This window comes from Haloarcula sp. DT43 (assembly GCF_037078405.1).
In the GTDB taxonomy this organism is placed as follows: domain Archaea; phylum Halobacteriota; class Halobacteria; order Halobacteriales; family Haloarculaceae; genus Haloarcula; species Haloarcula brevis.
The window spans coordinates 196,297-217,332 of the sequence record NZ_JAYMGZ010000003.1 but is presented as its reverse complement, the minus strand read 5'-3'; the positions used below and the strand labels follow the sequence as shown (position 1 = coordinate 217,332).

The 21,036-nt window shown below is 60.8% G+C and carries 17 protein-coding genes; 8 read left to right on the top strand and 9 right to left on the bottom strand.

Annotated features, from left to right (window positions below; genetic code table 11):
• Positions 1–158 precede the first annotated feature (158 nt).
• The gene (locus tag VI123_RS12870) at positions 159–1,574 is read left to right on the top strand and encodes a sulfatase (protein WP_336338464.1); all 1,416 of its coding nucleotides are present in this window, start codon (positions 159–161) and stop codon (positions 1,572–1,574) included.
• 31 nt (positions 1,575–1,605) lie between these two features.
• Here VI123_RS12870 and VI123_RS12865 read toward each other — a convergent pair whose 3' ends face one another.
• The 3 genes from VI123_RS12865 to VI123_RS12855 all read right to left on the bottom strand — a co-directional run bounded on the left by VI123_RS12865 (position 1,606) and on the right by VI123_RS12855 (position 6,029).
• Positions 1,606–3,414 carry a glycosyltransferase family protein gene (locus tag VI123_RS12865; protein ID WP_336338463.1) on the bottom strand — a complete coding sequence of 603 codons (1,809 nt, stop codon included), beginning with the start codon at positions 3,412–3,414 and terminating at the stop codon, positions 1,606–1,608.
• Between the two features lie 156 nt (positions 3,415–3,570).
• Positions 3,571–4,830, bottom strand: coding sequence for a glycosyltransferase (locus tag VI123_RS12860; RefSeq protein WP_336338462.1), 1,260 nt, complete (start codon positions 4,828–4,830; stop codon positions 3,571–3,573).
• A complete protein-coding gene (locus VI123_RS12855) occupies positions 4,827–6,029 on the bottom strand; it encodes a glycosyltransferase family 4 protein (RefSeq protein WP_336338461.1) in 1,203 nt (400 codons plus the stop codon). Before VI123_RS12855 ends, VI123_RS12860 begins: the two co-directional genes overlap by 4 nt.
• Before the next feature lie 243 nt (positions 6,030–6,272).
• Here VI123_RS12855 and VI123_RS12850 point away from each other — a divergent pair, with 243 nt between their 5' ends.
• Positions 6,273–7,430, top strand: a complete 1,158-nt coding sequence (locus VI123_RS12850; protein WP_336338460.1) for a glycosyltransferase — start codon at positions 6,273–6,275, stop codon at positions 7,428–7,430.
• A 21-nt stretch (positions 7,431–7,451) separates the two neighbouring features.
• On the opposite strand, the gene VI123_RS12845 is transcribed toward VI123_RS12850, so the two are convergent.
• From VI123_RS12845 to VI123_RS12830, 4 genes are all read right to left on the bottom strand, one after another.
• Positions 7,452–8,378 (bottom strand): DUF1616 domain-containing protein, encoded by a 927-nt coding sequence (locus VI123_RS12845; RefSeq protein ID WP_336338459.1) that lies wholly within the window; start codon positions 8,376–8,378, stop codon positions 7,452–7,454.
• A 72-nt stretch (positions 8,379–8,450) separates the two neighbouring features.
• Complete coding sequence (locus tag VI123_RS12840; protein WP_336338458.1) at positions 8,451–9,281, bottom strand: glycosyltransferase family 2 protein; 831 nt, start codon at positions 9,279–9,281, stop codon at positions 8,451–8,453.
• Between the two features lie 331 nt (positions 9,282–9,612).
• Complete coding sequence (locus VI123_RS12835; protein WP_336338457.1) at positions 9,613–11,454, bottom strand: COG1361 family protein; 1,842 nt, start codon at positions 11,452–11,454, stop codon at positions 9,613–9,615.
• A 375-nt stretch (positions 11,455–11,829) separates the two neighbouring features.
• On the bottom strand, positions 11,830–12,111 hold the full coding sequence (locus VI123_RS12830; protein WP_004515801.1) for a winged helix-turn-helix domain-containing protein: 282 nt from the start codon (positions 12,109–12,111) through the stop codon (positions 11,830–11,832).
• A gap of 775 nt (positions 12,112–12,886) precedes the next feature.
• On the opposite strand from VI123_RS12830, the gene VI123_RS12825 reads away from it, so the two are divergent.
• A complete protein-coding gene (locus tag VI123_RS12825) occupies positions 12,887–13,516 on the top strand; it encodes a DUF7344 domain-containing protein (RefSeq protein WP_336338456.1) in 630 nt (209 codons plus the stop codon).
• 50 nt (positions 13,517–13,566) lie between these two features.
• Here the strand turns inward: VI123_RS12825 and VI123_RS12820 are convergent, their stop codons facing one another.
• On the bottom strand, positions 13,567–14,712 hold the full coding sequence (locus VI123_RS12820) for an alpha-D-ribose 1-methylphosphonate 5-triphosphate diphosphatase (protein WP_336338455.1): 1,146 nt from the start codon (positions 14,710–14,712) through the stop codon (positions 13,567–13,569).
• A gap of 737 nt (positions 14,713–15,449) precedes the next feature.
• Between VI123_RS12820 and gfo6 the strand changes: the two genes are divergently transcribed.
• A complete protein-coding gene (gene gfo6 / locus VI123_RS12815; protein WP_336338454.1) occupies positions 15,450–16,520 on the top strand; it encodes a D-xylose 1-dehydrogenase Gfo6 in 1,071 nt (356 codons plus the stop codon).
• 766 nt (positions 16,521–17,286) lie between these two features.
• Here the strand turns inward: gfo6 and VI123_RS12810 are convergent.
• Positions 17,287–17,622: a winged helix-turn-helix transcriptional regulator gene (locus VI123_RS12810; RefSeq protein WP_336338453.1), complete on the bottom strand. Its 336-nt coding sequence runs from the start codon at positions 17,620–17,622 to the stop codon at positions 17,287–17,289.
• Positions 17,623–17,758: 136 nt separating this feature from the next.
• Here VI123_RS12810 and VI123_RS12805 point away from each other — a divergent pair, with 136 nt between their 5' ends.
• From VI123_RS12805 to VI123_RS12790, 4 genes are all read left to right on the top strand, one after another.
• Positions 17,759–18,397 carry an NAD(P)-dependent oxidoreductase gene (locus VI123_RS12805; RefSeq protein ID WP_336338452.1) on the top strand — a complete coding sequence of 213 codons (639 nt, stop codon included), beginning with the start codon at positions 17,759–17,761 and terminating at the stop codon, positions 18,395–18,397.
• 107 nt (positions 18,398–18,504) lie between these two features.
• Positions 18,505–19,263: an AzlC family ABC transporter permease gene (locus VI123_RS12800; protein ID WP_336338451.1), complete on the top strand. Its 759-nt coding sequence runs from the start codon at positions 18,505–18,507 to the stop codon at positions 19,261–19,263.
• Positions 19,256–19,570, top strand: a complete 315-nt coding sequence (locus tag VI123_RS12795) for an AzlD family protein (RefSeq protein WP_336338450.1) — start codon at positions 19,256–19,258, stop codon at positions 19,568–19,570. Before VI123_RS12800 ends, VI123_RS12795 begins: the two co-directional genes overlap by 8 nt.
• A 151-nt stretch (positions 19,571–19,721) precedes the next feature.
• Positions 19,722–20,942 (top strand): ABC transporter substrate-binding protein, encoded by a 1,221-nt coding sequence (locus VI123_RS12790; RefSeq protein ID WP_336338449.1) that lies wholly within the window; start codon positions 19,722–19,724, stop codon positions 20,940–20,942.
• Positions 20,943–21,036: the final 94 nt, after the last annotated feature.

The window sequence follows — 21,036 nt, the reverse complement described above, 5'->3', positions numbered from 1 at the left end:
AAAACCGAGCAATCTTCTGCTACTTCGCGTACAGTGTTTCATCGACCGATAGCCGCTGTCGGCCGACAGTAGAAGAACCGCTGGACTTCGGAGAGGTCGAGTGAACAGCCAGTGTACGTAGTCATTAACAAACAGCCAACACCGAATCTAACTTAGTAATGAGCGAGTCAACTGCTCCGCCCAATATCATCTGGATTACTCTAGACAGTATTCGATACGACCGCACCACGTTGGATGGGCACACGCGAGCGACGACGCCGAACATGGAGCGTATCGCCAATCAGCCGGGCGGAGTCAGTTTCAGTAGTTGCATTGCCGCCGCGAACTGGTCACTGCCGTCGGCAGCGTCGATACACACCGGAACCTTCCCCGAATACCACCGGACGGGCTACGGTACCAAGAAGCTTCCACAGAGCGTCAGCACCGTTGCCGAGCGACTTCGAGAGGTAGGGTATCAGACGGTTGGCGTCTCGGCGAACCATTACTTCACCGAATCTACCGGTCTTAGCCGTGGATTCGAGACGTTCAAACACATCAACCCGACCGAGCTATTCAGAGAGGTCAGCCCGCTTACGCTACTCCGTTTCCTCGGCAACGTGCGGTCACATTCAGGCGGGCTCAGTACTGAGAAGACGAAACACCGACCCGACTTCTTCGTCAACGAAGTGGTAAAGAAGCAGGTCTCGTCCCGCGCCGGAACGAGTGAACCGGTCTTCCTGTCCGCACATTACCACGGCGCACACCTCCCGTACTATCCGCCGCCGGCATGGCAGGACCGGTTTGCGTCGGACCTCGTTGAATCGCCACGAGCAGCGAGCGAGCGGGCCTTCGAACACACCGCCGATCTGCACCGAGGCATCGCCAATGTCAGCGAGTTCGACGAAGCGGACTGGAACGCGTTGAATGTGATGTACGACACGCTCGTAGCGTACGCTGATTCGCTGATTGGAGAACTCTTCGACCACCTGAATGCACTCAACCTCGAGAACACTGTTTTCGTTGTGACCGCCGACCACGGTGACTTACTCGGAGAGTGTGGCCTGCTCGGTCACAAATTTGTCCTTCACGACGGGTTGATTCACGTACCGGCCGTCGTACACGGCCTCGATTCAGTGGCCAGTGAACAAGACGAGCTCGTTCAGCATGTCGACATCGTTCGAACGCTCGTCGAGTGTGCTGGCGGCGATACGACCGGTCTCGACGGTATTGACCTCCGGAACGAACGACGGACAGCCGCACTCAGTCAGCGTGCCGCCGACATTCAGGGCCCGCTCTCGGCGATACAAGAGCATAACCCGTCATTCGATACCGGGTACTTCCACGACGCGGCGCTTAGTTCGCTCCGGACTCACGAGTTCAAATACCAGCAGAGTGCGGAAGGTGACGTGCTGTTCGAACTCCCCGACGAACAGGCAGACGTCTCTACGTCGTACCCCGACCAGAGAGACGAACTCGAGGCAGAACTACAGAGGCGACTGAGCGAAATCGACAGTCAGAGCGTCAATGGCGAAGAGGCCGAGTTCAGCGACGACATACGAGACCAGCTCTCCGACCTGGGATACTTGGTCGAGTGATATCAGTCCGTGAGCAGAGTGCCGGGCCGGATTATTCCGGGGCCCCTTCGTCTACTCGGGGCGAGATTCTCCAGGCCGTGTACCCGCCGTTCACGTAGATTTTGTTCGCCGTTGAATCCCGTTCTAATTGGTTCAGATGTGTCTCGCCGTACCGGAAGAGGTACTCCTGCTGTTCCGGGGTGTAGTGCGAAGCGGTGTGTCGTTTTCGGTCGTACGTCTTCGTCACGAGATACGCACTGCCGTACGTATCTGCCGCCCTGACATCTGGTCCGGTGTACCCCAACGCATCCGGAACGTCGTTTTCCGTAGTGAAGCCTCTCGGCCACAGGCGGTCGTGGTTGCTCGAAAGCACGAACTCTTTCATTTTGTGCGACGTGTCCATCGAATACACGGGCTCGCCAAGGTCGTAGTTCGTCGACAGATACTGCGTCCCGTCGTACTCTGCGTGGGTGAGATGGCGGTTCGGCTCGTATGCCGCCTGGGCACCCAATCCAGCCGCGAGAAGCACTACGAGTGCGGAGAAGACTATCAGAGATGACTTCTGTCGCTCGAAGAGGTGTAGAATGAACATCCCGATAGCCACTGCGGCAAAGAGGATAGCGTAGCGTGACAGACGGATGTGGCCCTTGACCACGAGGTCACGAAGCAAGAAGAGTACTGCCAGTGTGACACCCGCCATGAAATGAGTCGCGCCGAGGCCCCAGTCGTATCGGTTGTTTCTGCGAAGAAAGGCGACGAGAATGAGTATAACGAAGACGCCAGCAGTCAGAAAGTAGAGGAACACACTCCCGTAGAGGTCGACGAATTTCCAGGCTAATTGCACCGGGGTGAACGAAACGGACGTGGCTTTCGCCAGTTCCTGGGCTGCCGGGCTCGGCCCTCTGTCCGGTCCGAACATGTTGTACATAGACACTTCCGTCTGCCGGAAGCCCTGTAACCAGATTAACTGAAGCGGCAAAAACAGCGCACCCAGACGGAGACTAATCGTCTTGGTTGAGCTATCGAAGATGCCCCGGTACAGGATTGAATACACCGCCGTCACCGTAATCATCCCAATCATGAACAGCGTCGTCATCGGATGCATATAGATGACGGCAACGCCCAGCGTAACGAGAAGGAGGAGGAAGGTCTTCTCGTTCGTCTGCCGGTACCGCTCGAGGACGAGCAGAATGACCGGGAGTAGCATGAAGGACAGGATGGCAGGGTGTGCCGAGAGGTGGAACGTGGTGTAGAGGAGCGGAGCACCGACCGCGAGTCCGATTGCGATGCTCTCGCGCCGCTGGCCAAACAGGCGGATGACGGCACCGATGGCCACGATATGCAAGAGGGTGAACGCGAAATTGATGCCGTATTGGGTGCTCGTCAGCGGCAGGCCTAGCATGTGTAGTTCCGCCATCAGAACGTGTTCGCCGGGATACCAGATGCCGGGGAGTGCTCCGGTTTCGACGATGGCCTGGACGTCCCCGAGATGCCGGAGTTTGTCAGCCTCACCGCGTCCATAGAGCTTGTACCCTCGGGCAACTGGCAGGAAAGTATATAAGAGATAGTTCGCCAGCAAGAGGGCCAGTCCGTGTCGCCAAAACGTGGTACCGGTAGCACCAGCGAAGAACAACAACACGATGCTACCGGCTAGTATCGAATAAAAGAGGAGCCAGTACGTCGACGGGAGTGACTCGACGATAGACGTTTCGTATCCTGTCGCCAGTTGGATTCGAAGAAACAGGGCACACTCGGCGAGCAGGAGGCCGGAGAGAACGACGGCGAGCGTAGCTTGAAGATGGCTATCGGTAAACCCTACCCAGTTGTCGAGACGGCGTTCGAGATTATTTACGATACTCATCGCTCACTAGGGAGAGAGATGAAGTCACTACCTGTGACGCGGTTCACGTCCGCTTGTTCGGGTTTGTAACAATAAGTAAATGCAGCATAACGGGCCGTCGACGAGGGTCGGGCAGGGTTGGTAGTGCCGCAGATGACATTATTGTGCGTATCGGTGTCAGGCATCGTTATCGTAATATTCAGCGTCGTTATCCTGTTCCCGTCGACCATCGAGAGAGCGATACAACCGGGTGTAGCGAGAGACCATCTGTTCGACCGTGAACATGTTTTGAACGCGGTCGTATCCCTTCGCCCCGTAGCGCTCCCGAGTGGCGTGTTCCGTGAGCTCTCGCATCGCCGTTGCCATCTGTGTTGGCTCCTCGGGTGGAACCAATCGTCCGGTCTCACCGTCGAGGACGACCTCTCTCACGCCGTCGATATCCGTGGCGACCACTGGACACGTGGCGGCCATGGCTTCGAGGATAGTCACCGGCAATCCCTCGAATGCCGATGCAGAGACGAAGGCATCAGCAGCTGCATAATACCCGTGAATCTCCGGGACACGTCCTGTGACCGTCACAGCCTCGGACAGGCCCGCGTTCCGGACCTTCGTCCGGAGCGATGATTCGAGCGACCCCCACCCGACGATGAGAAGATGTGCCGACGGCGCGGTGTCGACGACGTCACCCATCGCCTCGATGAGCGTCTCCTGGCGCTTCTGGGGTTCGTAACGGGCCACGTTGAGAAAGAGCGGGTCGGAGTCCGAAAGGCCCCACTCCTGGTGGACGGCACTTCCGTCGGCCGCCTCGACGGAGCCAGCGAAGGCATCCACGTCAATCCCGTTCGGAATCGTGGTCCACTGGCCATTAGCACCGTAGTCGAAGACCTCGCTCTCACCGGTGAAGGCCGTCTGAACGCCCTCCGAGACGGCAATGGTCCGAGAGTCGAGCGGTCGGGTGATACGTTCTGCGACCCGCTCTATGGGATGATAGTTCGCCGGGACGTTGTGCTGTGTGCTCACGATATGGTCGATGTCGGCTACGGAACCGACGAGTCGTCCGAGCGATTGTGAGTACGGCAAGTGGCAGTGGAGGACGTCGAACGAGGCCTGACGGAAGAAACGGAGCATGCATGGGAGCGAGCGTGGGTCGAACTGCGGGAACTCCCCGACCGCTCCGAAATCGACGACGCGCGCGCCTGCGGCCTCGAAATCCTGCCGGAGCGTGTCATCACCGCCGAAGAAACAGACCGTGAAATCGAACGGTTGGTCTCGCGCTTGCTCGACGAGATTCAGAACGATAGTCGGTGCGCCGTCGGGTGCGAGTTTGTTGATGAGAAAGCAGACGCGTAGCGTCTCGTCCCGAGATTGACGGGAGATGGCGTCGTAGCTGTCGGTACCCGCCGTGGAAGCCGCGCGTGCCGTGTCCGAGCGGCTCATTGCTCGTGCTCCGTGTTCGAGCCGGCGCGTATCACTTGCTCTTCGGCCTGGCCACTGTCGACCTGTTGTTGAGAGAGCGGCGACGTAGCGATAGTGCGGAGGGCCTGTGTCGTCTGCTCTACCGTTTCGGACCAGTCGTACTCTCTCATGACGATTTCCCTGCCGGCTTGGCCGAGCTTTCGTAACGCAGCCCTGTCGTCGAGCATCGAAGACATGGCGTCGGCTAGTGCCGTCGTGTCTCCTACCGGCACCGTCCGGCCAGCCTGCTCGATTACCGCTTCTGTCTGTTCCAGTCGGGTGCTGAGAACGGGTGTGGCACACGCCATCGATTCCATGACGCTTCGTGGGAATCCCTCCGTTCGGCTGGCGAGCACAAACAGGTCCGCGGCACGGTAGACCGCCGGCATCTCCCGATACGGAACCCGGTCGAGGAAACGTATCGACTCGCGCATGTGTTCTCGCTCAACAATCTTCTCTAGCTCGTCCCGAAGCGGCCCGTCACCGCAGAAAAACAGTTCGGCCTCGGGGATGTCATCTTGTACCGCCTGAAATGCTGTCAGAACGTCGCGGGGCCGTTTTCCCTCGACCAGACGCCCGACGAAGACGACTGCCGGACCAGTAGCAGCGGTTATCCGGTCGTGCGTTTCGCCGACCGGCGTGAATCGGTCGACGTCTATTCCGTTGTGGATGACGCGGACATCGGACGAGACGCCGATGTCCCGAAGTCGCTCGCGTTCGAGCGCAGTGTAAGAGAAGAGCACGTCCGCCGCATTGTATGTGAACCGACCGACGGTGTTGAGATGGAACCGGGAAAACCATTCTGGGACTCGTTGAGACATGAGTCCGTGGCACGTAACAGCGAGAGGGATGTCGCTTACCCGACTGTAAGCCGCCGTGAGGTTGCTCGAAAAGAACAGGTGTGAGTGGGCGTGTACCACGTCGTACTCTCGGGCGTTGCGGAGGTACTTCACCGTCCCAGCGAACAGCGCATTGCCGAACAGTTCGATGCGCGGCGACAGTCTGACGAGGGTGTATCCGGCTCTCTGTTCGGTTTGTGGCTTGGATTGGTCGCTCGAGATGGTCAGAACGGTCACATCGTGTCCCATCTCGGCCTGATCGCGGCTGAGAGCGTGTATGTGATAAGGTGCTCCCCCAACTTTGTCTGGAAAGATATCTTGGGCGACACGTAGGATGCGCATTCTGTGCTGGACGCTTGCCGTCCGAGACTTATTGTTAAGCCTGTGCTTTCCAGGGTATCACAGTCCTAACCACGTATCCGCTCCGGCGCAGCATTCGCGCGTTGGCGAGTGTGTCTCCGAATTAGGCCGACGTCTCCGGACCCGTTTGCAGACCGTCCCACGAAGCGCGATACGGCAAAAATACGAGAGACACCTCGGGGTAGGAAGATAGTAAAAAAGCCTACCGACCGAGACAGTGTCGATATGACAGGGCAGAGACCGCTGGCATTCTACGTTCCGTCTCTAACAGTCGGAGGGGCTGAACGAGTGACGGTGACAATCGCGAACGGGTTGGCCGAGCAGGGGTACGATGTCGACCTCCTCGTCTCGTTTTGCGAAGGCGAGTTCAAAAAAGAAGTGCGAAGTGACGTCCGCCTTCTCGATTTGGAGACCCCATCTATCCCGGGACTCGGTATCGGTGCCGCTATTCCGGCACTCCGCAGGTATCTCAGGGACGAATCCCCGAGCATAATTTTCTCACAGATGACATACGCCAACGATGTCTGTCTCGTCGCACACGGGTTGGCCGGCTCCGATGCGGTCACAGTTCCGACGGTCCACAACACCCTTGGAGTGCAGGAATCGCCGAAAGAGAAGTTCGTCGAGTGGCTCGCTGGCCGGCTTTCCGGGCGAGCAGACCAGTTCGTCGCCGTTTCGGAAGGGGCCGCCGAGAGCATCGTCGAACACGTGGGGGTCAGTCCGGAGGACGTAACCGTACTGCACAACCCGATTCCCGTCGAGGAGGTTCGTATGCGCTCCCGGGAGCCGGTAGAGCACGAATGGGTCGGTGACCCGGAGTACGAGGTCGTACTCGGTGTCGGCCGCCTCGAGCCACAGAAAAACTTCGGCTCGTTCCTCAAAGCGTTCAGGCGAGTTCACGAAGCGCGCCCGCAAACGCGAGCAATCATCGTCGGTCGGGGGTCCGAGCGTGACGAACTCAAGCAGTTGGCACGGGACCTCGGAATCAGTGATAAAGTCTCGTTTCCGGGCTACGTTGACAATCCCTACGGCTACATGGCCGGTGCGTCCGTACTAGCCATGTCGTCGGTACACGAGGGGCTCCCGACAGTTCTCATCGAAGCGCTGGCGTGTGGCTGCCCGGTTGTCTCGACTGACTGTCCGAGCGGCCCCTACGAAATTTTAGAAGGTGGCGAGGTCGGACCGTTAGTGCCGGTCGGGGACGACGACGCTCTCGCAGATGGGATACGTACCACTCTGTCCCACCCACCGAAAAAAGAGAGATTGGTCGACCGAGCGCGCGATTTCGCTCCGGAATCCGTGCTTCGGGACTACGAGGCGTTCATTCGAGCGCACCTGCCCACCGAAGCATCTTCTCACAGCCCTGCCGAAATCGAGCAGTAGAGCGCCTCGTTAGAGCCGTCGCTACGAGACGGTTAGCCAGAGGTGGAGGTTCCGGTAGCTGTTCTGAGCCGTGGGCTGTTCGGGGACAGGTCCGTCGTAAAGCAGATACGTCAGCCGTAACCGCTCACCGCTCAACAGGGGTTCAACCGTGTGTTCTTGCCGCCACGTCTCTTCGGCCGCGACTTGGTTGCTGAAAGAATCCAATCGAGCACGCTGGATTGCGTTTCCGTCCTCGTTCGTAGCGACGAGCGTAACCACGACGGTGTACTGTTTGTTTTGCATCTCGCGGTTCGTGACTGTGAAGTACAGCGTTTCCCGGTCGCCAGCCGATATCTCTGACGGATAGTCGTCAGCAACGAGCGTTCCGTTCTCTGCCTCGGTGAGGAGACCGAACTCCGTGTACCGCTCACCGCGGGGCGGGTCCAGTGCGACAGCGCCGACGCTGAGGACCGCGACGAGGACGGCGACGGCAACAACGACCGAGCTGAGCTGTATCGAGTCGCCGATATTCGGGGTCTTCGCTCGGTACGACGAGCCGCCGAACGTAGTCGGAGACGTCTCACTGAGAGTCGATAGCCGGCGATACATCGCGATACCGACCGCCAAAAGCGATATTGACGACAGGGCAACCATCACCGGGACTGCGGCGATATCCCAGACCGTGTACTCGAGATTCACCCCGACGATAATTGCGAGGCCAATGCTGGTAGCGATACCCAACAGAAGGGCCTCGGAGCCGAACAACTGCTCGCCATCGAGTGACGAGCGTCGGTGTGGGAACATGGCTACCACCACCGAGTATCCCGGTGCGAAGAACAGAAACGGTATCGTCACCACGGTTCTCAGCAGTGACTCTGACAGGAAAGTCGCCGCGAGCGCCAGCACGGTAAGCAGAATGACGGCCACCAAATCGGCCACTCTTAGCAGAGATGAGGACCAGCTAGCCATGCGCTACTGTCACCTCTGGTCCGACATAAGTAGAAACTACATAATCGGAAGACCCATCATCTGAACAACCATTCATAGCCTGGAGATTTTCTTACCGATTCGCCAAAAGAACCGTCTCAGGAGCAGCATAGAGAGCTTCGGGATGAACGAGCCGTATCTGATGCCGCTCGACTCGTCGCCGTAGAGTGCCTCCATCGGGACGTCCTGAACGGTCATACCGTGGGCGTCCATGTGAATCAGGATATCGTTCAGGAACCCGTAGTCGTCGAACAGGTCGTTCAGCGAGAGGGCCTCGAGCGCCGTCGCGGAGACAGCGGTGTACCCGTTCTGCGGGTCCCGCATCCGCCAGTGTCCGCTCGCCACTTTGGTCAACAGCGTGAGGAGGGCGTTCCCGAACAGCCGCCAGTTGGACATCTGTGCACAGTGGCGGCGGGATATCAGACGGTTGCCCTTCGCGTAATCCGCCTCCCCCTCGACGACCGGGTCGAGTATCTCATCGAGGATGTCCGGGTCCATCTGTCCGTCGCCGTCAAGGACTGCCACCGCGTCCATACCGCTCATCAGCGCCAGCTCGTATCCGGTCTGGATGGCGGCCCCGCGACCCCCGTTCGTCTGGTGACGCACCGGGACGATACGCTTGTCGAGGAACGTCTGGCTCTCAGAGACCGTCGTCCCGGCCCCGTCGGCGACCACTAGCTCTTCCCCGGCTTCGCCGGCCACGGCCGCCTGGTTGGCTTCAGCCTCGACGTACTCTTTGATTTCGGGCCAGGTGTCATCCGTCGAGCAGTCGTCGATGACGAACACCTGGTCGACGAACTCCGGAAGCGAGTCGAGTACGTCGCCGATGAAGCCCTCCTCGTTGTAGGCCGGAATGACGACGCCAATGGTCGAGCCTTTGTACACGCTATGGCCCTCCCACAGGTGCGCCGTGCCGTACTGGTACAGCAGTACAGACGTTCGACAGGTGACGGCTCGTCTCGGGGCTGGTTCCATGCCAGACCCACGCGTCAATAGCGGTCTCTGGTTCGGCGGTAGTCATGGTAGGTCGGAGGGCCGCTCACTGAGTGACCAAGGCCCTTTCTACCACCCTGTTGGAGAAAGCACTCTATAGTTATTCTATACTTTCAGAATTAGCGATAGTATATAACACATAAGCCCGGCAGTAAATATCTCGTTAGACCGGGGTCGGGTTCGGGCTGTCGTGCTGTGGTCGGCCCAGGTTACGGGCCGGCCGTTATTCGAACTGGTCCTGATACGCCGTCTCGATTTCCGCCTGGCGAGCGTCGGTGAGGTTCTCGTAGGGCGACCCGTACGTGTCGCGTGCGAGTTCGTCCCAGGACTCGATTCGGTCACCGGAGTCGGTCTGGAACTGCGCGTCGAAGTCCGCCTCGACCTGCTGCTGGACCTCGATGTCCAGGCCGGTGAAATCGAAGTTCTCGCCGGCCTGCACGTCGGCACCGTACTCCTGCCGGGCGATTTCCTCCCGCGTCTGGACTTCGGCGGCCGCGAGTCCGTCGGCGAACGGTTGGCGCTCGTGAATCTCCTCGACCTGCCGCTTCGTCTCGCTGCTCACTTCGTGGTAGTAGAGCCCGTACTTGTCCTGAGTGATTTCGTCGAGCGAGGCACGGTCGCCCTCAGAGACGGAGGTGCTCCCGCTGGAACCGCTGGAGCCGCCGTCCTTGGCCCACGATGGCTTGACCGACATGGCGGTCGACGCGCGCGTGTCATCCGAGTAGATACCGTAGACGTACGTCTGCAGGCTCAGTGGTTCGACAGGGTAATCCGTGGCGTCGGTCACGGTGTACTCGACCTCGAACCGGACGCGAGTAGATTCGCCCGGCTCAAGCGTCACGTTCCTGTTAAGTCCGTAGGCCTCGGGCCGGTCGTCGTCGTCGCTGTCGATGCGGTGCTGGACGGTTTGCGTCCCGGCGATGTCACCGGTGTTCGTTACCTCCGCGGCGAACACGGCGGTGTCGCCGACGTACAGAACGTTCGGACCGTCCAGGTTGGACACCTCGAAGTGGCTGTCCTGTACCGTGACTGAGACCGTGTCCGAATCGGAGGCGGTTCCGAACGAGTAGTTGTGCGTCCCGCGACTCAGATTCGTCGTGTTCACTTCGACGGACACCGTCGTGGTTTCGTCGGGGGCGAGCGACACGGAGCGCGAGTGGGTGCCGTTCGCGGACTCGCTGCTGAACGTGACGGTCTCGGTTCCGTCGACGTCGCCGATGTTCTCGACGACCGCCGAGACGTTCGCGGTGTCCCCGGCGGTGACGTTCTCGGGCGCACTCGCGTTCTGTACCCGGAACGTCGCGGGCTGTTGGACCCGGAGTGTCCCAGTCGCTGTCGTGTTTTCCGTGGCGAACTCGTACTGGTATTGCCCCGGCTTCAGGTCGGCAGTCCGGACCGTGGCGGTACTCACCGCACTCTGACCGCCTGTGAGCGAGAACGCGCTCTCGTTCACGGTCTCGGTGTCGGCGTACTCCCCGTTCTGGTCCGCGTCAACGGCGACCCGAACGGTCTGGACGCCGCGATACGAACCGACGTTTGTCAGGGTGGCACGGAGCGAGGCGTTCGTTCCGCGGACGACGGTAGCGTCGCCAGTCTTGTCTTCGAGCGTGAACGTCGGCGGGGTGAGGACGGCCACGCTCCCGGTCTCCGCGGGAGACGACGAGGAACCGAGAACGACGGCGTACGTGTACTCTCCCGGACCGAGCTGGTCAGGCTCGGCGGACAGGGTCACGTTCGCTGCTTCACCCGCCGGGACCTGTGCCTGTGCCGTCGCAACCGTCTCAGACGACTGCCCTTCCGTATTCAGCCGAAGAGCGACCTGTTGGGTGGTCGTAGCTGATCCCGTATTTGTGATTCGAAGTCGGACCTGCAATGGCTCGTCGGGCCGGATTTCGGAGAGAGCGTGGACAGCCCGTATCTCCAACTCGGCCCCGCCCGCGGTGGTGTCCGAATTCACCGGCACGTCGGCGAATCCACCGATACCGAGCCCAACCGTAGCGCCTCCCAAGACGAGCAACCCGGCGGCACACCCGACCAGTAGTTTGCCGTAGCCTATGGACAACATATGTACGCAGGTTACTCACAAACCACCATTGTTACGGCCGGTATACCAGTTAGTAGCCGCTCTCTGCGTTCGATGTCGCCGAGAACCGTCTGACGGGTGACGAGTCGGAGCGAGTAGCAGCCGTCTACTGCAGGACGGCGGTCCGTCGATGTCGTCTGACAGTTCGACACGTAGCAGGAGTGACTGGCCCCAAACGGCTACGGCGGCAGACCTTCGAACGCGTAGCTCCCCCACGCGCCGGTCACAGGACCAGTTCGACCCGACAGCACAGCCCTCGCACGGGGCGACTGTGCAAGCAGAGCCAGGACAGAGACGGGTCTGGGCCGACTCGCCGGTCGGACGCGGTGCGCTCGGGTCGGGACTGAGACGCGACGGTTACGCCATGTTCTTCCGTTCTATCGTCTCCCAGATATCGACGCCCTTCTCGGTGATATCGTACACACGGCCCTTCTTCCGGTCTTCCGAGACGAGCAGGTCGACGAGCTCCGACTCACGAAGCTCCTGCAGCGCACGTGAAACGTGAGCGATGCTCATTTCCCTGTCGTCGGCAATCAACGACGGTGTCGCAGGGCCCTCTGACAGTCTGCGGAGAGTTTCGACTCGATACCGTGAACTGATAACGTAGCTCACTTCGTCCCACTGATCAAAGTCTGCCATCGTATCTATTCGTGTACACGAGCGTACCAGCTAGCTCTGTTGGACGTAAACTCGTGTACAGTGGTATTCCATGTGCCTGTGGTTAATTGTTTCGCTCGTGTCGGTTGGTCTCGCTTCGTAGCCATACACGAATCCGGTTGCGTATCCCGCATACTGAGTATACGGTGAGTAATGCCCCGCGCTGTGTGGAGAATCACATCGCTGTTTCAGTCGCCGACCTGTTCGGCACGAAGAGATAGAATCGGGTCGGGAAGCCGATGAGAGTCTTTCCTGACGCTTGCGCGGAACTATCTTCTATCAGGACGTTCATCGGCGCGAAACCCGAGCAGTGCCAGTGACGGGCTGTTCGACCGTGCGCATAAGATTACGTTACTTCGGCTATGTGTGGTAACGGTACATATACGGCACCGTTTACCAATCATAACTCCGGAGCGCACCCACACGTCGCGTGTATCGACCGGTCTGAGCGACTGTATCGACTGTTCTTGGCACGCGGCGGACGCTCGCGACGAGCCGAATATGTTCTCGTGAATCGCCACGTATCGAGTCGGAGACAGCCGTTACTCTCGGAATACCGAATCAATCACCCATTACCCCGGCCGGTAATCAGAGGGAAATTATATTTTCTATTACATAACAAAGTATTAAGTGGGAAGGTGATGTTGAATTGAAATGCTGGCTGACAGCGTAACGCTCCGTCGATGCAGCCGGGGGGCTGTGTGAGCGCGATTCCAGACGGATAAACGATGTCGCAGCACACAGGAAGTGGGTAAATATGGGAGTCAAAGACACCGCACAAACGAAGGCAGAACCGGATAACAAACTGAACGACGGGTCCGTATCCGCGCCGAAGGGGGGAAGCGAACCCGACCAGAAGACATCACAGGAAAGCGACGACACCGGTGCTTCCCTGGACGTCATTTTCGAGATATTGAAGAACAGCCGCCGGAGGGAAGTCCTCCACTTTCTTCGGGAGCGCGACGAGCAGGTCTCTCTCGGAGAACTCGCGGAACACGTCGCGGCCATCGAGAACGACACGACGACCGACGCGCTGACCTCAAGCGAGCGCAAGCGCGTGTACGTCGGGCTGTACCAGTGTCACCTCCCGAAGATGGACGACATCGGCGTTGTCGATTTCAACCAGGACCGGGGGCACATCACCCTCACCGAGAAGGCCGACGACTTCGAGAAGTATCTCGACCGCTCCGACGAGCAACAGGACAGACAGTGGTACCAGTACTACGCGGCTGTGTCCATGCTGGGTGCGCTAGTGCTTGCCGCCTCCGTCGCCCTCCCGCTGTCCGGCAGTGTCGTCTTGGGTCTGTTCTCCCTCGTGGTCGGCGTCGCGGGTGCCTGCTCCGTGTTCCACTGGTCCGTCGCGCGCGAAGAAGCAGACGACGAATAGGCCGGTAAGTCGGCCTGGTTTCGGGTCTGACTTTTATAAAAGAGCCCGAGCTACGCGGAGCGGTACACTTCGTCGCCGGCGACGAACGTCCGTGCTACCGACGGCACGGGGTCCGGGTCGACGATTACGATGTCCGCCCTCGCTCCCCGTTCCAGCCGTCCGCGGTCGTACAGGCCCGCAACGGCGGCCGGCGCGGTAGAGACGCGCGCCACCCGTTCCGCGAGCGGTTCGTCGGTATCGACGAAGACAGAACCGAGCAGCGACTGCGGCCGGAAATCGCTACAGAGGATGTCGACGAGGCCGTTTTTGATCGCCTGACCGGCATCGGGGCCGTCCCACAGGCTGCCACCGCGAACGACGTTCGGCGCGCCCATCGCGACGGCCATGTCCCGTTCGGTCGCACGCCGAGCGACGCGCTGGGAGAGCGGGTACTCGCTGATATCGACACCGAGAGCGGCGGCGGAGTCCACGTCTGAGACGGTCTCGTCGTCGTGTGAAGCGACCGGAATGTTTCTCTCGCGGGCCAACTCCGTAATCCGCTTCGCGCGCGACCTGGTTTCCGCTGTGGAGACGGCGGCCCGGCGTGCCTGGAGCGTCTGGATGCTGGTCTCCTCGGCTTCGCCGGACAGGTCGTAGCGCTGTGCAAGCGAGTTCTCGCCGGCGAACTGGCCCGCTCCAGGGACGTGAGACACGAGGGAGACGAGGTCGCCGCCAGACCGGAGCTCCGCTGAGACGGCCTCCACCGCCGCCTCGTTGGTGAGTTCACACCGCGTGTGGAGCCTGTTGTCGACCCGAGCACCGTTGTCGCGGTCGAACCCCCGGATGCGGTCGGCCAGCCGGCGGGCCAGTTCGATACTCCGGTTGTCCTCCGGGACGTCCTCGAACGCGATTGCGTGGTACTTCGTCGTGACACCCGCGCTTGCGTTGGCGATGTCACAGCGGTCCAGAGCGACCCCCGTGTCGACGCGCTCACCGGCCCTCGGGAAGAGGTGCCGTTCGATATCGTCGCCGTGGAGGTCGACCATCCCGGGAAGGACGTACTTCCCCGTCGCGTCGATATCCGGGGTTCTGTGCGATTCAGCCTCCACCGAGACGATTTTTCCGTCGGCGAACGCCACCGTTCCGTTCTCTATGTCGGTGGTCGGCGTGACGACGGTTCCGCCCGAAATCAACGTCCGTTCTGCCTTGTGGCTCATGTGCTGTGACTCCCGGTAGGATGTACCGATGTAGGATAGTCGATATCGCCGAGCATGAGTATGAGCCTGCTACGAACGTGCCGGAGTACGGATAGAAAGTCTATATTTATGTGTGTGTAGTCATGTCGCCCCATGACCTCGTTCGATGGGGCAGAGGCCCGTGGTTTCGACAAACGGCACCGAGTCAGAGAGGGAGAGTCCAGAGCAACGAGACAGAAGTCGGGAAGTCGAAACGAGTGTCGGGTCCACCGGATTTGAGTTCGAAAGTGGCACTTCGAAGAACCGAATAGAGTGTCAATCAGAATATATTCCGGGCGGTAATCCCAAACCACCGCCATAGAGTGCAGAATTCGGGGGTTGTTCCGTCGGATTCGTGTTTGTTAGGTTATACCTACTCAAATAATATCCCCTTAACAGCCTCAACGAGCGTTCTTTGGTGGAGGTCCCGTTCTCGAAGACCGATGTCGCCGGGACAGGCAGGTCCGTCCCTCAGTAGCTTCTCGCTACTCTTTCTGTCTGATTGAATCGATTTACCCACGACCATGGCCAGCAGCTGTCAGTCGCTCTCCGGACTGCCGTCATTCGGGACGAAAACGTCAATAGATACCGAGACCACTTGCCGACCGTAATCGCCAGACGGATCGGCTACGAGAACGGGTTATGCCCAGTCACCGCCAGCAGGGCAGTGTGTGTCCGGAATCCGAAGGTTTTAGCCGAAGCGTTTAAAATGGATTCCTATGATGGAGTGGATCGACTCCTACGACGAGCGGGACTGGCAAACGACGACGGATGGTACGGTCCGATACGCGCTGTTGGGCCTGGGATGGTGGACGATAGACCTAGCACTCCCCGCGATTCGGGACTCCGACTTGGGCGAAGTCACGACGTTCGTCAGCAGTTCGACGGAGAAAGCCGAGCGACTTGCCGAAGAGAACAGTGTCGAGCACGGCATCAGCTACGACGAGTTCCACGACGGAGAGGCGGCTGACGCGTACGACGCCATCTACATCGGGACACCGAACGCGTTCCACCTCGAATACGCCGAAACCGCCGCGGAACTGGACAAGGCCATCCTGTGTGAGAAGCCGATGGAGTCGACGGTCGAACGCGCCCGAGAGATGGTCGAGGTCTGTGAGGAGGCGGACGTGCCGCTGATGATTGCCTACCGGATGCAGACCGACCCGGCGGTGCGGCGCGCCAAGGAACTCATAGAAGACGGGTTCATCGGCGACCCGGTGTCCGTCTACGGCAACAACAGCCAGCCGCTGCTGGAGATGAACCCGAACACGGACCAGTGGCGGCTCGACCCGGACCTGTCGGGGTATGGCACCTCGGTGATGGACTTGGGCATTTACTCGATTAACACGACGCGGTTCCTGCTCGACCGGGAGCCACGCGCGGTGCAGTCGCGGATGAGTTCTCACGGAGACGCCTTCGAAGACGTTCCCGACGAACGGTCCGGGGCGCTGCTTGCGCTGGAGGACGGAGTCAAGATGGTCACGACCGACAGCCAGAACGCCCACGACGACACCCAGCTGAAGATTACCGGGACGGACGGACAGATAGAGCTCAAACCGGCGTTCCACGGCAAGGCGAAGTTGCACCTGTCCCGCGGCGAGACCACCGTAACCGTCGAACGCGAGAGTTTCGACGCCGAAGACGAGATGCGAGAGGAGTTCGACTACTTCGCCGACCGTGTCCTGACCGACGGCGACATCGCCCCGGACGGCCGCCACGGGCTCCAGGACATGCGAATCATCCGAGCGATTCACGAAGCCGCCGAGAGCGGCGACATCGTCGAACTGTAGCGGAACCGCTCGTCTCGATTTATTACCGACCCTCCGGTGGAACCGCGTTCGAAATGAGTGAACGGAACGGCAGATACCTCGTTCTGATGGGTAAACTATCAGGGATACGACCGTGTGCGGTCCCCGGCCGGCCCGGTCGAACCGAGTGGGTTAGATTGGGGTGGATGACAAGCAGTGTGGGACTGTGCTACACTCACCCGACGTGTGTGCATCGTTGCGATACAATGCCACGTCTCACTGACAGGGGAACCGCGGACAGCTCGAACGTGATATCCAGAAGGCCAACCGGATTTCGTTCACCCATGCCGAATCGAGAATCCGTGTCAATGGCCGGTCTCGGATAGCCGGCCGCGAAGGTTTTTAGGTATCGTCCCGGGCATCGGTGAAAGGTTTGTCATCGATGGCCGGACGTAAATAACACCAGTACTGCTGTTATATCTGTTCCGGCGTGGCAGTCACGGGGATCTCGCTAGCTCCGGAGGTAAGGGAGTCGCACTGGCACCGACCAACGCGGGTTTCGACGTCGGGTATCCAGCCTACCTTTACCTTTCGTCGATACCGGCCTAAACAAGAGTATAGATGGAGAAGGGGTCGATGTAAACTAAAATGGCCATATAATAGAGTTATCTGGACGTTGTGAATTCATATTCTGAATTTCAGCAGAGTTTGTTGCATATATATTACTAAATATTTGATTATAAGATTGTTTCGGCAGCCGTAGCAGTGAACGTTCGTAATAGCTCAACGAACCGGCAGAGACCGATGTTCAATTGTCGTCGGCAATCCACTTCACCCCCCACTCGTGGATTTCGTCGAACGCCGAGAGGAGTTCCTCGCCTTTCGAGGTCAGCGAGTAGTAGACCGCGACCGGGCTTCCGTCGGCGACGCGACGTTCGACGTACCCGTTCTCCTCCAAGTCTTCGAGCACGCGGGACAGCGTCTGCGAGTTCGCGTCCGTCGCGCGCTTGAGTTCGTTGAACCGGAGTTCGCCCTCTCTGAGGACGTGAATTACGGTCATCCGCCAGCGGGACCCGATTTCTTCGAGCGTCTGGATGACCGGACAGTCCCCGTACTTCGATTCGAGGGCATCGTTCGATGACATCGGTGTTACTTGGTCAAGGCAACGTTCGCTGAGTTATATTAAGGTCATGTTCCAATAGCAAGTAAGATGATGTGACCGCAGTTCCGGTTTCGCGGACCGGCATCGCGTCGCAATCATCGGCAACTCCACACGAACAATGGACGTACTACTACTCGGAGCAAGCGGACGAATCGGGCAGCGAACTGCAACGGAACTCCTCGAACGCGGCCACGCCGTCACCGGCGTCTCCCGCAGCGGGACGGTCGAGGGGATAGACAGCGACGAGTTCGTCGCCGTCGCGGGCGACGCGACCGACCCCGACGACGTCACGAAGCTCGCGACGGGCCACGACGCGGTGGTGTCGGCGCTTGGGCCGAGCGAGGACGAGTCGGCCGAGGTCCTCACGGAGATGATTTCGGCGGTCGTCGACGGACTGCGCCGCAGCGGCGTCGACCGTCTCGTCTGGACCGGGGGTGCTGGCGGGCTCAGAGTCGGACTGGAGACGCTTCTCATCGAGACCGAGGATTTCCCGGCGGAGTGGGAGCCCGTCGCCCGGGCCGCCATCGAGGCATACGACACCCTCAGCGAGGCCGACGACCTGGCGTGGAGCTACGTCGCCCCGGCCGCACTGATAGAGCCCGGCGAGCGGACCGGCCAGTACCGGACCGCCGAGCGCGAACTCGTGACTGACGAAGAAGGGGACAGTTACATCTCGATGGAGGATTTCGCCATCGCTCTGGTCGACGAACTCGAAGCGGAAAACGCCGTCCACACCTACCTCGGTACCGGGTACTGACGGCGCGCGTTTCCAACACCGTTTAGTCTGCCAGCCGTTTCAAGTCAAGTGACGGCCCCGGGACGGCGGTGTCGCGGTGCCGCTGTACCTGGAGTGTCCCCACCGAAATGCCTACCACTGACGAGCAAACGGAGCGGAACGCGGAGAGCACCGAGACGGCCACCGCGGCCGACGACGCCCCGGGCGCAGTGGCGTTCGAACGGGCCGGGATACGCGCCGGGTTCGTGACCTGCCTCCCGGTCGCGCTCGGCGTCGCCGGCTACGGCATCGCGTTCGGCGTCCTCGCCGACCGGGCCGGGCTGAGCGTCGCGGAGGTGGCGCTGATGAGCGCGACCGTCCTCGCCGGGGCCTCCCAGATTATCGCCGTGGAGCTGTGGGCGGACCCAATCCCGGCCGCGACGGTGGTGCTCGCGGTCTTCGCGGTGAATCTGCGGTACTCGCTGATGGGGGCCGCGCTCCGACCGTGGTTCAAGCATCTGTCCGGGTCGCAAGTCTACGGCAGCCTGTTTTTCATGGCCGACGAGAACTGGGCGCTGACGATGCGGGACCTCACCAGCGGGAGTCGGCGCGGCGCGTTCCTGCTCGGGAGCGGGCTGGCTATCTGGGTGTTCTGGGTCGCCTCGTCGGTCGCCGGCGTCGCCGTCGGCGGCGTGATAGACGACCCCGCCACGTTCGGACTAGATTTCGTCCTCGTGGCGACGTTCGTCGCGCTGGCGGTCGAACTCTGGGACGGCGCGTCGACGGCTATCCCGTGGGCAGTCGCGCTAGTGACGGCGCTGGTCACCGCACAGGTGCTGAGCGGGCAGTGGCACGTCATCGGCGGTGGGGTCGCCGCCGCCGTCGTCGAGGTGGTCCGCCGTGGCTGACCCGCTCTCGCTCGACCCGCCGGTCGTCGCCGTCATCGCCGCGATGGCCGCGGCCACCTATCTCACGAAGATCGGCGGACTGTGGCTGCTGACGCGCGTCGGAGTGAGCGACCGCGTCGAGGCGGCCCTGGAAGCGCTGCCGGGCGCGATTGTCGTCGCCGTTCTCGGGCCGGAACTTGCCGCGGGCGGCCCGGCTGAGTGGCTCGCCGGAAGCGTCGTCGCGGTCGTCGCCTGGCGGACGGGCAACATCTTCTTGGCCCTGGTCACCGGTGTCGGGGCCGTCGTCGCGTTCCGGGCCGTGCTGTAACCGGTCGAAATCGAATGACGGACCAGCCGAGAGAACCATCTGGTGGCACGGCGAGAGACCACCGTCCGTGAGCGCCAGGGGAAGGGGAGCCGGCCCACGGCAGTCCCGCCAATCCGAAAACAATTTACGGAGTATTAGGCTTACCTAAAACATGGGAAACACAGACGTGACGGGCGGGCTCACGCGGCGTGACTACCTCGCAGGCGGTGGAGCGGTGCTCGGTACGGCAATCGTGGCCGGGTGCTCGAGTGACAACGGCGACCCGTCCGAAACGGCGACCGCGAATGACGGCACTGCGGGCACGTCGCCGACAACCGACGGCTCCTACACCGCTTCCCTCTCACCGGTCGGCGAGGTCGAGTTCGACTCGGTGCCGGAGAACGTCTTCACGATGTACAACCAGTACGCCGACATGCTGGTCGCGCTCGGCCACGGCGACGCGGTCAACGCGATGTTCGTGCCGGAGATGGCCGGACCGTCGATGCGCCACTACTACGAGCGGCTCCCCGGCGTCTCCTTCGACTGGGAAGGGCTCCCGAATCCCTACACGAACTTCACCAAGGAGTTCTTCTACGGCCTCGACAGCGACGTGCACCTCCTCGACCCCGCCTGGGCGATTGCCCAGGACAACTGGGACGTGAGCGACATCGAGGAGTTGACCGACAACGTCGGTCCCTTCTTCGGCAACTTCTACAGCGGCACGCACGGCGACCCGCAGGAACCCTATAGCGAAGACTACCGATACTACACGCTTTGGGAACTGTTCGGGCGTGTCGCCTCGGTGTTCCAGGAGCGGGAGCGGTACGAACAACTCAAGGCGGTCCACGGGGAACTCGTGGAGACTATCCAGTCGAACCTCCCGCCCGCGGAGGAGCGCCCGACCGCAGTGCGGGTGACGCTCGGCGACGGCCAGTTCTGGACGTACCACCTGAACCGCCCGGGGTTCTGGCTCGCCGACACCCGCCCGCTCGCCGCGAACGACGCCTTCGGGGACGAGACGTGGGACGGGCTCTGGGGGTCGGTCGGCTACGAGACGATGTTAGAGGCGGACCCGGACGTGATTCTTCACCTCTGGGGGATGACGCCGCGGTACGACATGGACTCCGTCCGGGAGACCCTCGCGTCCCACAGCGTCGGCCGAGAGCTCTCGGCGGTCCAGAACGGCCGCGTGTACGCACACGGGATGCGGTACCACGGACCGATTATGAACCTCTTCCAGATAGAGATGACCGCGAAACAGCTGTACCCGGACGTCTTCGGCGAGTGGCCGACCTACGAGAACGGGGCCCACTACCCGGAGATTCCGGCGGAGGAACAGCTCTTCGACCGCGACCGGGTCGCCGAGATTATCACGGGCGGACAAGGCGTCTAGGCAGGCGACGGCAGCGACTGAGCGATGATTTCTCCTGGCGCGGAGTTCCGGAATAGATACGCCCCGCTTCCGGAATCCTCGGCCGAGACGTTCC